Origin of the sequence: Coprococcus sp. RTP21204st1_G4_RTP21204_210225 (genome assembly GCF_040915385.1) — a bacterium.
Classification (GTDB): Bacteria; Bacillota; Clostridia; order Lachnospirales; family Lachnospiraceae; genus Allocoprococcus; species Allocoprococcus comes.
Genome location: NZ_JBCPDP010000033.1, coordinates 1 through 11,358, shown reverse-complemented (window position 1 = coordinate 11,358; position 11,358 = coordinate 1). Strand labels below are relative to the sequence as shown.

Genomic DNA, 11,358 nt, shown 5'->3' with positions numbered 1-11,358 from the left:
TACGAATGTTTTTGAGGATTGCGAGAGTGCAAAGCACGTAGCAATCTGGTATCAAAGGGGTCAAAATACCTTTTGACTCCAACATCATTGCTATGTAAAAGAGGGAACAGAAATTATCACATCTATCCTGTTTCCTCTTTACATGTTCTCCTACTCAATCAGTCCGATTGCCTCGTTAATGCTTTTCACTCCAATGATTTTGATCCCACCAATACTCTTCACGCTATCCAAAGATACTTCTGGCACAATACACGTCTCAAATCCAAGCTTCTTCGCCTCTGCCACCCGCTGTTCCGGCATATTTACCGCACGGACTTCTCCACTTAATCCAACTTCTCCAAACACAATCGTCCGTTCATCAAATGGTCTGTTCTTATAGCTTGATACGATCGCCATCACGATTCCAAGGTCTATCGCGGGTTCATTGATCTTGATACCTCCGGCAATATTCACATAGGCATCATAATTTCCAAGATGATATCCAATCCTTTTTTCCAAAACCGCCATCAGAAGGTTCACCCTGTTGTAATCTGTTCCTGCTGCTGTTCTTCTTGGCATTCCAAAATTGCTTTCGCATACCAGCGCCTGGATTTCCAGCAAGATCGGACGTGTTCCTTCCATAGAACATGCCACAACAGATCCAGATGCATTTTCCGGGCGCCCATTCAGCATAAATTCTGATGGATTTTCCACCTCCCGAAGACCATCTCTTCGCATTTCAAATACACCAATCTCATTCGTCGAACCAAAACGATTTTTCACTCCTCGAAGAATCCGGTAAGATGCATGCCTGTCTCCTTCAAAATACAGAACCGTATCTACCATATGTTCCAATACTCTTGGACCGGCGACAGTTCCTTCTTTTGTAACATGTCCGACAATAAAAATCGAAATCCCAAGCCCTTTTGCAAGCTGCATCAGCGTATTTGTTGCCTCTCTGACCTGCGACACACTTCCCGGTGCGGAACCGACTTCTTCACTGTACATTGTCTGAATCGAATCAATGATCACGGTATCTGGTTTTTCCTTTTCAATCACATTGCGGATCAGTTCCAGATTAGTCTCACAAAGCAAAAGCAGATGATCATTAAATTCTCCCATCCTCTGTGCACGCAATTTAATCTGGCGAAGCGATTCTTCCCCTGATATGTACAAAACCTTTCGTTCTTTTTTTGCCAGTTTCTGACACACCTGCAGGAGGAGCGTTGACTTACCGATTCCCGGATCACCGCCTACTAAAATAAGAGAACCCGGTACGATTCCGCCTCCCAGTACACGATCCAGTTCTTTAATCTCGGTTGTCACCCGCTCTTCATTCTCTGTCTTTACTTCTGACAATGGTACAATACGAATCTCTTTTGCCGCTTTAACTGCTGCCGTATTCGATGTTGTCACACACTCTTCCACGAAAGAGTTCCATTCCTTGCACATTGGGCACTGGCCCAGCCATTTTGATTCTTCATGCCCACAATTCTGGCAGAAAAAAACCGACTTTTTTGCCTTCGCCATATTCCATCTCCTTATCTATCTTAAAAAATTACCAACTGCTTCTCTTGCCTGTTCCCAGTTTATACACTTCCGGTAAAGAAAGAGCCTGCCGAAGCAGACTCTTTTACTTTTCTTAAATACCTATGTACTTCAAACAACTCTTGCTGTAATCATTGTCCTACTTTCTTACAACCTTGATCTCAACGCTTTCTTTTCCAAGTTCCGCACTTACACTAAGCTTTGCGCTTAAGTTTGTCTTCATATCACCAACATTCATATCATTCATATATACGATATAATCTGTATCCGGTTCAAGTTCCAGTGTGATCTGTGCATCTCCTGTCCCTGATACCTTGAATGAGATCACATCTTCTGATACTTCAAAATGCTCTACTGCAGTTCCCGGAACAGATTCATATACGAACATTCCATTCTTTTCAAGCTTTGTAATCTCTTTAAATGTCTTTACTTTATATATATCTCCCTGAAATTCAAATCCATCCTTTTTTGTCTTTGTATCCAGAGTGTAATCACCGAAACTGAGTGTTCCGTCTAATTCACTTCTGATAAGCTCTTTGACTACTGTCATTGTTCAAATCCTCCTAATGGTCTTTCTCTTTCGACTTGTGGACTGTGAATTTTCCACATCCGAACCGTTTTTCTTATTATATAATAAAACTTCTTCTTTTGCTAGCTGTTTATCTCTCTGACTGTAAATTTTATTTCCTTTTTAGATATACCGGCTTCCACATGGTCTCCACGTTTGATCTCACCATTCAAAAGTGCTTCCGCAAGTTTGTCTTCCAACTGGCTCTGTACTGCCCTTCTCAGCGGTCTTGCACCATACTTCTTGTCACTTCCGGTCTCAACGATATGCTTCTTCACAGAATCACGCACAACCAGTATAATTTCAAGCTGCTCTTTTGCTCTCTGCACAACTTCTTTACACATCAGCCCTACGATCTTCTTCATATTGTCCTCATTCAGCGGATGGAATACGATGATCTCATCAATACGGTTCAGGAACTCTGGGCGGAATAACTGCTTTACTTCGTCCATCACATTTGCTTTCATACGCTTGTAATCCGCCTTCTGGTCTTCCTGCTGGGTAAATCCAAGCTTCTTCGGTTCAATGATTGCCTTGGCACCTGCATTGGACGTCATAATGATAACCGTATTGCGGAAATCTACTTTTCTTCCCTGCGAATCCGTAATATGTCCGTCATCCAGTACCTGAAGTAAAATATTAAACACATCCGGATGTGCTTTCTCAATCTCATCAAACAAAATGACAGAATATGGATTTCTGCGTACTTTTTCGCTGAGCTGTCCGCCATCCTCATGTCCCACATACCCCGGAGGCGATCCGATCATCTTGGATACACTGTGCTTCTCCATATATTCGGACATATCTACCCGGATCATATCCTCTTCATTGCCAAAGAGTGCTTCTGCAAGAGCTTTGGAAAGCTCCGTCTTTCCGACACCTGTAGGACCAAGGAATAAGAATGAACCAATCGGACGTGCCGGATCTTTCAATCCAACTCTTCCTCGTTTTACCGCTTTGGAAAGTGCCTGGATTGCCTCTTCCTGACCAATCACACGCTTCTCCAGTGTTTTATCCAGCTTTTTCAGGCGTTCGCTCTCAGATTCATTCAGTCTTGTTACCGGGATTCGTGTCCACATGGAAATTACATCCGCAACATCTTCTTCAGTTACCGGAACTTTTTTCTTTTCATTCTTTTTATTGAAACGCTTTTTCGCCTGCTCTAATTTCTTTTCTGCTTCCTTCTGTTCTCTATGGAGCTCCGATGCTTTTTCAATATCTCCTGCTTTCAGCGCCGCTTCTTTTTCCTGCTCCAGCTTTCCACAGCGGATTTCTGTCCCAACAATATTCTCCGGCACTTTAAATCCACGAAGTTTTACTTTTGAACAGCTTTCATCCAACACATCAATTGCCTTATCCGGAAGGAAACGGTCATTGATATAACGGCATGACATATGTACTGCCGCTTTCAACGCGTCCTCTTCGATCTCTACATCATGATGAGCCTCATATTTTTCTTTCAGACCTTCCAGGATACGGATACACTCGTCTTCTGTCGGTTCTTCAACCGTAACCGGCTGGAATCTTCTTTCCAGAGCCGCATCCTTCTCAATATACTTGCGGTATTCCGTAAGAGTTGTTGCACCGATCAGCTGCATCTCCCCTCTTGCCAGAGATGGTTTCAGAATATTGGATGCATCAATCGCGCCCTCTGCACCACCGGCACCGATAATGGTATGAAGTTCATCTAAGAAAAGGATAATATTGCCCGCCGTCTTTACCTCACGGATCAGTTTTTTCATGCGCTCTTCAAATTCACCACGATACTTGGAGCCTGCAATCATCCCCGGAAGATCCAGCACCATGATCCGCTTATCTTTCATGCTTTCCGGAACAATTCCTTCCGCGATCTGTCTTGCAAGTCCTTCCACGATTGCTGTCTTACCGACTCCCGGCTCTCCCACAAGGCACGGATTATTCTTGGTCCGTCTGCTCAGGATCTCCATGATACGTGCAATTTCTTTTTCACGTCCAATAACCGGATCCAGCTTTCCTTCTCTTGCTTCCTGTGTCAGATCCGTACTGTACTGGTCTATAATTCCGCCAACAGTTTCCCCATCCTTCTGATTTTCCATATACTCTTTCGGATCAATTCCCGCCGCAAACAGAAGATCCTGAAAAAGCTTTTGAATATTTACATTCAGGGTCATCAACATACGGGTAGCCACACAATCTCCATCTTTGAGCATTGCAAGCAGAAGATGTTCGGTTCCGACTTTTTCAGATGCAAGCTGCGCTGCCTCATTCTGGCTTTCTTCCAGAATATATCGAAGTCTCGGACTGTACTCCAGATGCTTTCTTTCCTTCTTAGCTGCCTCAGGAGCAGATACAAGGATATCCATTGCTTTTTCCATCTGTTCTTCATCGACTTTATTCTTATCAAGCACTTGCCCTGCAACTCCGGTAAAAACCCTCTTAAGCCCGAAAAGAAGATGTTCTGTCCCAACATATGGATGCTTCAGTTCGGCTGCAATCTTCCGTGCCATATTCAGCGCTTCCTGCGCCTGCCTTGTATATTGCTTTTCTGCCATATAATTTTAGTCTCCTTTTTTCAATCTATCTCTGTTCATAATCTGCATAGATCTCATCTACCAGTTCATGAACTTCTTCTTTCGTAATGTTTTTGCAACTTCCTTTTGCCAGAAGTACCCGAAGCTGCTCTTTCAGATCCTGCAAAGCTTCCAGCTTATCTTCATCAATACAGATCACCGCACCTCTTCGTCTGTCAAGCTGAAGAAAACCTTCCTGCCGCAGGACATTGTATGCCTTATTCACTGTATGCATATTGATTCCAATATTATCTGCCAGCTGTCTCACAGACGGCAAAGTATCTCCTTCATGAATCGTCGAAGTGGCAATTCCCATAATGATCTGATTCCTGAGCTGTATATAAATCGCCTCATCACTGTTAAAATCAATTTCAATCAGCATAAAACGCACTCCTTTTTCTATTGTACCGGCATCGCCATTGTTATATTTATGTTAGCACAGACGACACTTTTTGTAAAGGAAACAGTATGTAAAAAAGCACTACCTCTTCTTACTCACACTTTTTTGTGCTTTCCGTTTCAGAAGTAATGCTTTTCATTTCTTATTTCCGATTTCTTTCTCTCACGTTCAAACCTCTTCAACCTAGAATTTTCTTCAGATCCTCATCTACTGTACTGATCGGGGTAATCTGATACTCTTGTACCAGGTAATTCAGAACATTCGGTGACACAAACGCCGGAAGCGTCGGACCCAGGTAAATATTTTTGATCCCGAGCGCCAGAAGTGTCAGCAGAATCGCAACCGCTTTCTGTTCATACCATGACAGGATCATAGACAGTGGAAGTTCATTTACCTCACACCCAAACGCTTCTGCAAGAGCAATTGCAACTTTAATCGCACTGTACGCATCATTACACTGTCCCATATCCAAAATTCTTGGAATCCCCTCAATTTCTCCGAGCCTCAGATCATTCAATCTGTATTTTCCACATGCCAGCGTCAGGATGATCGTATCCATCGGTGTCTTTTTCGCAAATTCCGTATAGTAGCTCCGACCTGGTGCTGCGCCATCACAGCCTCCGATCAGAAAGAAATGCCTGATTTTCCCCTGCTTTACCAAATCCACGATCTTTCCTGCATTTTCCAGAACTGCGTTGTGTGCAAATCCGGTCATCACGGTTGTTCCTCCATTAATCCCTGTCATCGGATGATCTTCCGGATATCCACCGCATTCCAATGCTTTTGCAATAACCGGCGTAAAATCTTTGTCCGCACCAATATGAACCATCTCCGGATAAGACACCACCGAAGTTGTAAACACCCGGTCTGCATAGCTCTGTCTGACCGGCATCAGACAATTTGTCGTAAATAAAATTGGCGCAGGAATATTATGGAACTCAAATTGCTGGCTCTGCCAGGCCGTTCCGAAATTGCCTTTCAAATGCGTATATTCCTTTAATTTTGGATATCCGTGTGCCGGAAGCATTTCACTGTGCGTATAAATATTGATGCCTTTATCTTTTGTCTGCTCCAGAAGCAGCTTCATATCATGCAGATCATGACCACTGACTACAATAAACGGTCCCTTTTCTATCGTAAGCGGAACTTCTGTCGGAATTGGATCTCCATAGCTTTCCGTGTTTGCTTTATCCAGAAGTTCCATGCAGCGCAGGTTGATTTTACCGGTTTCTATGACTACCGGAAGCAGTTCTTCCATCCCTTTTTCTTCTCCCAGAATCCTCATTCCCTTATAAAAGAAATTCATAATCTCCGCATCCACATATCCCAGTGCCCATGCATGATAAGCATATGCTGCAGTTCCTCGTAAGCCAAACAAGATCAATGACTTTAACGAACGGATATCTTCCGGTGCCTCCCAGATCTTCTGTACATTATAAGCTTCTTTTCCTGGTTTTCTGTTTTCTGCTTCTTCTCTGATCTCATCTGACAGTTTTTTCACTGTATCACTGTTGAAATTTACATTAGTAATCGTGGTAAACAGACCTTTTAACATCAGTTCATCCGAAGATCTGCTTCTTTCATTTTCAGTAACCGCCCTTGCCAGTCGGATCAGTTCACCAGTCAGTTCATCTTGAAGGTTTGCTGTATCCGACTTTTTTCCACATACACCTGTATGTCCTTCGCAGCCCGTGTTATGAGCGGTCTGCTGGCATTGAAAACAAAACATTTCCTCCATTTCTTTTTCCTCCATGTTTTTTTAATAGCATGTCAAAATATAGAAAATCTATACCGGCAGAACATTTTTCTTTATTATTCAAATAATATTTTTCAAACATCCAGACTATGGTTCGCAAACTAAAAAAGGATAGCCCCACAGACTTTCATCTGCAAGCTATCCTTTTCTGCACGATTCTATTTCAGATTTTTTATTCTACGATGAGTCCTTCTTTTTCAATCACATCGATTACCTGAGTCACATACTTTTCGCAAAGCTCGTCCGTCGCCGCTTCAACCATGACACGGATTACCGGTTCCGTTCCACTTTCACGGACAAGGATTCTTCCGTCATCTCCAAGTGCTTCTGCAACTGCATCGACTGCTTTTACCACTTCCGGATTCTCCCTTGCTGTCTTCTTATCTGCCACACGCACATTTTTCAGAAGCTGTGGATAGATCTTCACTTCTTCTGTCAGCTGTCCGAGGGACTGTTTGGTCTCCATGATAACTTCCATCAGCATCAGAGAAGTCAGAATACCATCTCCTGTCGTCGCATGCTTACTGAAAATAATATGTCCGGACTGTTCACCGCCCAGCATGAATCCATTCTTGACCATGTTCTCATAGACATATTTGTCGCCGACCTGTGTCTTTTCGTACTTCATGCCAATCTTGTCGCATGCCTTATAAAGTCCAAGATTCGACATGATAGTAGTAACGATTGTATCGTCTTTTAACTGACCATGTTCTTTCATATATTTGCCACACACATAAAGGATCAGATCCCCGTCAACAACATTTCCATTCTCATCAACAGCGATGCAGCGGTCCGCATCTCCATCGTATGCAAATCCGACATCCAGACCATTTTCTTTTACATATTCCTGGAGCACGTTAATATGTGTAGAACCGCAATTTGTGTTGATATTGGTTCCATCCGGCTCATTATTGATCACATAAGTTTTTGCTCCAAGTGCATCAAATACGCTTTTGGCAATACTTGAAGAACTTCCGTTGGAACAATCCAGTCCGACTTTCACATCTTTAAAAGAACGGGTTGCCAGACTGATCAAATGCCCGATATAACGGTTTCTTCCTGCTGCATAATCTACGGTTCTTCCGATCGCCTCTTTTTTAGCAAGCGGAATTTCTCCGGATTCCCCATCAATATAAGCTTCCACTTTGGCTTCTACTTCTGCTTCCAGCTTCTGACCTTTACTGTTGATCACTTTGATTCCATTATCATAGTACGGGTTATGGCTTGCAGAAATCATGATTCCGCAGTCAAAATCTTCGGTTCTTACCACGTAAGACACACTTGGAGTTGTCGTCACATGAAGAAGATATGCATCTGCTCCTGACGCAGTAAGTCCTGCCGCCAGTGCATATTCAAACATATAGCTGCTTCTTCTGGTATCTTTACCGATCACGATTCTTGCCTTGTGTTCCTGTCCGTAATACCAGCCAAGATAACGTCCTACCTTAAACGCATGCTCTACCGTCAGTACTACATTGGCTTCTCCACGGAATCCATCTGTTCCGAAATATTTACCCATAATTATTATCTCTCCTCCGGCTTAAAGCCTTTCTTTATTCTGCAAATCTTGCTGTCTGTTCCTGGATCAGCTGCTGATCTTCAAAATAGTTGATCTTCATCGCATCTTTTACTTCTTTTAAAGTCTGTGCTGCCACTTTTTCAGCTTCAATACTTCCTTTATGAAGAATCTCGTAGATCTCCGGAATCTTCCTCTCCAGTTCTTTTCTTCTTGCACGGATCGGTGCAAGCTCTTCCTGCATAACCGCATTCAGAAACTTCTTAACCTTAACGTCACCAAGTCCACCACGTCTGTAATGATCCTTCAATTCATCCAGATTCTTATAATCCGGCAGATATTTTTCAAAATGTTCATCTGTACAGAATGCATCCAGATAAGTGAAAACGGAATTTCCTTCTACCTGTCCCGGATCAGATACCTTCAAATGATTTGGATCTGTATACATTCCCATGATCTTCTGTCTTACTTCTTCCTCGGAATCAGACAGATAAATACAGTTACCAAGGGATTTACTCATCTTTGCTTTTCCATCCGTTCCAGGAAGACGGCAACAGCTTTCGTTCTCCGGAATCAGCGCTTTCGGCATAACCAATGCTTCTCCATATACACTGTTGAATTTGTGTACGATCTCACGGCACTGTTCGATCATCGGAAGCTGATCCTCACCTACCGGTACAGTCGTTGCCTTAAACGCTGTGATATCTGCTGCCTGGCTGATCGGATAAGTAAAGAATCCTACCGGAATACTTGCTTCAAAATTACGCATCTGGATCTCCGATTTAACCGTTGGGTTTCTCTGAAGACGGGATACCGTAACCAGATTCATATAATAAAAAGAAAGTTCTGTCAGTTCCGGTACCTGTGACTGGATGAAAATCGTGGATTTCTCCGGATCCAGTCCGCATGACAGATAATCCAGTGCAACCTCAATAATATTCTGACGTACCTTTTCCGGGTTATCTGCATTATCAGTCAGTGCCTGTGCATCTGCGATCATGATAAAGATCTTGTCATATTCTCCGGAATTCTGCAGTTCTACTCTTCGCTTTAAGGATCCAACATAATGTCCGACATGAAGCCGTCCGGTTGGTCTGTCACCTGTTAAAATAATTTTCTCCATTGTTTTTATGTTCCTCTCTGTCGTATTATTCCTGTCTTTTCTTTATTCTTCTTTGTCCGTATCCTCAGCCGGAAGCTCAGATGTACAGTATGCACATCTGGTTGCCGCGATCGGGATTTCTGACATGCAGTACGGGCAGATCTTCGTAGCCGGTGCTGCCGGTGCTTCTTCCTCCTTCTTAAGCAGCTTTTCTGTTCTTGAAGCAAGATTGTTCATCACTTTTACAAAACAAAAAATAACAAGTGCCATCAGAAGAAAGTTGATCACCGCTGTAATAAAATTGCCATATTTGATCGTGTCATTCTCACCAGATCCGATCCGGATCACCCAGTTGGAAAAATTGACCCCACCAGTCAGAAGACTGATCACCGGCATGATCATATCATTTACAAGAGAATTCACAATCGACTGGAATGCACCACCAATAATAACGCCGACTGCAAGATCCATTACATTTCCCCTTGCAATAAATTCTTTGAATTCTGCAATAAATCCTTTTTTAGCCATCTCAAATCCTCTTCTCTCGTTCCTTTTAGTCTTCTGCACCATATAAGGATATTGTACTACATTCCAAACAGGATTTCCACTATAATTCCGCACACTACACTGATTCCGTAAAGTGTTGCGACGATCATCACATTCTTCTTCCAACTATGGTTCGTCTTAAAAAGCACGATCAGTCCGATTCCGGCACATGACAAAAGTCCGGCAAACATACTGCCGACATTTAAGACTCCCTCAAGATAAAATTTCGTAATTGTAATAGAAGCTGCGCAGTTCGGAATCAGGCCGACAAGACCAGCCAGAAAAATTCCGGCAATTGGATAATGCGTCACCACGTTCATGACCTCTTCCATTCCAATCCACTCCACAACTGCATTTAACGCAAAAGAAATTACATATATAAATACCAGAATCTGTACCGAATGGATGAGTGCTGATTTTACAATGCTTCCTTCTTCACAGTGACAGTGGTCATGCTCACAGATATCATGAATGTGCAGCCCTCTCTGGTATCCTTTGCCTAGCACCCGCACTCCGATATCAACCAGAATCCCTGCAACAATACCAACGATGATCTTTCCGATTAAAATTGCCATGATCTTACGGACATCCGCCTGCTCTGAGATCAGGATCGGAAGCATCTCATCTGATGTAGACAGAAAAACAGCGATCATCGTTCCAACTGTGATGACTCCACCGGAATACAGATTTGCTGCTGCTGCCGAAAATCCGCACTGCGGAACAACGCCCAGGATCCCACCGATCACAGGTCCTTTTTTCCCTGCTCCAAGAAGCATCCGCACCGTCTTCTGACCGGCTTTATTCTCCAGATATTCCATCGCAAGGTATGTCAGAAAAAGGAAAGGTATCAGTTTCACAGTGTCGATTGTTGTATCTTTTAGTATATCTATAAACAGTTCCATCTTGTATCTCCCTTCTTGGTTTCACTATTCTAATCCGTTTTGTCATTTTACACTGTCGCTGACAAAAAAGCAAGTAGAATAAATTAGTGTGGCAAAGCAACAGAAATAAATGGGATAAATTCAAGTTGTGCAAACCATTCCGATGAACCTCTTAGGGCGAAAATCGTGTTCAGCAGAGGCTTCCACGATTTTTGAGTTTCATCTCCATTGCACAAAATAGAATTTATCCCATTTATTTCTGCTGCTTTGCCCTTCTACTTTATTGGTGAGAACCAGACCAGTAGCCCCGGTACATTTTCTATAGCAATAAGAAAGAATGTGCCTCGGCACATTCTCGCGCCGAGCGCGGTCGCTTGCGACATTCTTCATCTTCGTGCGAGTGCGCATCTCCGGCACGCAGTGCCTTTTATTTCATAGGGGCTGTGAAATAAGTTCCTAAAAGAAATAGGACCATTCGTTCATGCGAAAGGTCCTATTTTTGTGGTAAAATTA

9 protein-coding genes are annotated in these 11,358 nt (G+C 43.0%); all 9 read right to left on the bottom strand.

From position 1 onward, the window contains the following. Positions 1–150: 150 nt before the first annotated feature. The 9 genes from radA to AB5213_RS16405 all read right to left on the bottom strand — a co-directional run bounded on the left by radA (position 151) and on the right by AB5213_RS16405 (position 10,866). Positions 151–1,509, bottom strand: coding sequence for a DNA repair protein RadA (radA, locus tag AB5213_RS16445; RefSeq protein WP_055156105.1), 1,359 nt, complete (start codon positions 1,507–1,509; stop codon positions 151–153). Positions 1,510–1,666: 157 nt separating this feature from the next. Then, on the bottom strand, positions 1,667–2,077 hold the full coding sequence (locus AB5213_RS16440; RefSeq protein ID WP_008368562.1) for a hypothetical protein: 411 nt from the start codon (positions 2,075–2,077) through the stop codon (positions 1,667–1,669). Between the two features lie 101 nt (positions 2,078–2,178). After that, positions 2,179–4,626 (bottom strand): ATP-dependent Clp protease ATP-binding subunit, encoded by a 2,448-nt coding sequence (locus AB5213_RS16435; RefSeq protein WP_368276967.1) that lies wholly within the window; start codon positions 4,624–4,626, stop codon positions 2,179–2,181. A gap of 25 nt (positions 4,627–4,651) precedes the next feature. Then, positions 4,652–5,026 carry a GntR family transcriptional regulator gene (locus tag AB5213_RS16430; RefSeq protein ID WP_008368566.1) on the bottom strand — a complete coding sequence of 125 codons (375 nt, stop codon included), beginning with the start codon at positions 5,024–5,026 and terminating at the stop codon, positions 4,652–4,654. A gap of 196 nt (positions 5,027–5,222) precedes the next feature. Further along, positions 5,223–6,782: a hydroxylamine reductase gene (gene hcp, locus AB5213_RS16425; protein ID WP_368276966.1), complete on the bottom strand. Its 1,560-nt coding sequence runs from the start codon at positions 6,780–6,782 to the stop codon at positions 5,223–5,225. A 190-nt stretch (positions 6,783–6,972) separates the two neighbouring features. Next, on the bottom strand, positions 6,973–8,319 hold the full coding sequence (glmM, locus tag AB5213_RS16420; protein WP_118219484.1) for a phosphoglucosamine mutase: 1,347 nt from the start codon (positions 8,317–8,319) through the stop codon (positions 6,973–6,975). A gap of 34 nt (positions 8,320–8,353) precedes the next feature. Beyond that, positions 8,354–9,439, bottom strand: coding sequence for a tryptophan--tRNA ligase (gene trpS, locus AB5213_RS16415; protein ID WP_117834635.1), 1,086 nt, complete (start codon positions 9,437–9,439; stop codon positions 8,354–8,356). Positions 9,440–9,481: 42 nt separating this feature from the next. After that, on the bottom strand, positions 9,482–9,946 hold the full coding sequence (gene mscL / locus AB5213_RS16410; protein WP_022220518.1) for a large conductance mechanosensitive channel protein MscL: 465 nt from the start codon (positions 9,944–9,946) through the stop codon (positions 9,482–9,484). A 56-nt stretch (positions 9,947–10,002) separates the two neighbouring features. Next, entirely contained in the window at positions 10,003–10,866 is an 864-nt protein-coding gene (locus AB5213_RS16405) for a putative manganese transporter (protein ID WP_117557042.1), read from the bottom strand. Between the last annotated feature and the right edge of the window lie 492 nt (positions 10,867–11,358).

What these genes read in the sequence shown, in the direction of transcription:
- trpS (WP_117834635.1), bottom strand. Translation starts at nt 9,439, where the DNA reads ATGGAGAAAATTATTTTAACAGGTGACAGACCAACCGGACGGCTTCAT.
- hcp (WP_368276966.1), bottom strand. Translation starts at nt 6,782, where the DNA reads ATGGAGGAAATGTTTTGTTTTCAATGCCAGCAGACCGCTCATAACACG.
- glmM (WP_118219484.1), bottom strand. Translation starts at nt 8,319, where the DNA reads ATGGGTAAATATTTCGGAACAGATGGATTCCGTGGAGAAGCCAATGTA.
- AB5213_RS16430 (WP_008368566.1), bottom strand. Translation starts at nt 5,026, where the DNA reads ATGCTGATTGAAATTGATTTTAACAGTGATGAGGCGATTTATATACAG.
- AB5213_RS16435 (WP_368276967.1), bottom strand. Translation starts at nt 4,626, where the DNA reads ATGGCAGAAAAGCAATATACAAGGCAGGCGCAGGAAGCGCTGAATATG.
- AB5213_RS16440 (WP_008368562.1), bottom strand. Translation starts at nt 2,077, where the DNA reads ATGACAGTAGTCAAAGAGCTTATCAGAAGTGAATTAGACGGAACACTC.
- mscL (WP_022220518.1), bottom strand. Translation starts at nt 9,946, where the DNA reads ATGGCTAAAAAAGGATTTATTGCAGAATTCAAAGAATTTATTGCAAGG.
- AB5213_RS16405 (WP_117557042.1), bottom strand. Translation starts at nt 10,866, where the DNA reads ATGGAACTGTTTATAGATATACTAAAAGATACAACAATCGACACTGTG.
- radA (WP_055156105.1), bottom strand. Translation starts at nt 1,509, where the DNA reads ATGGCGAAGGCAAAAAAGTCGGTTTTTTTCTGCCAGAATTGTGGGCAT.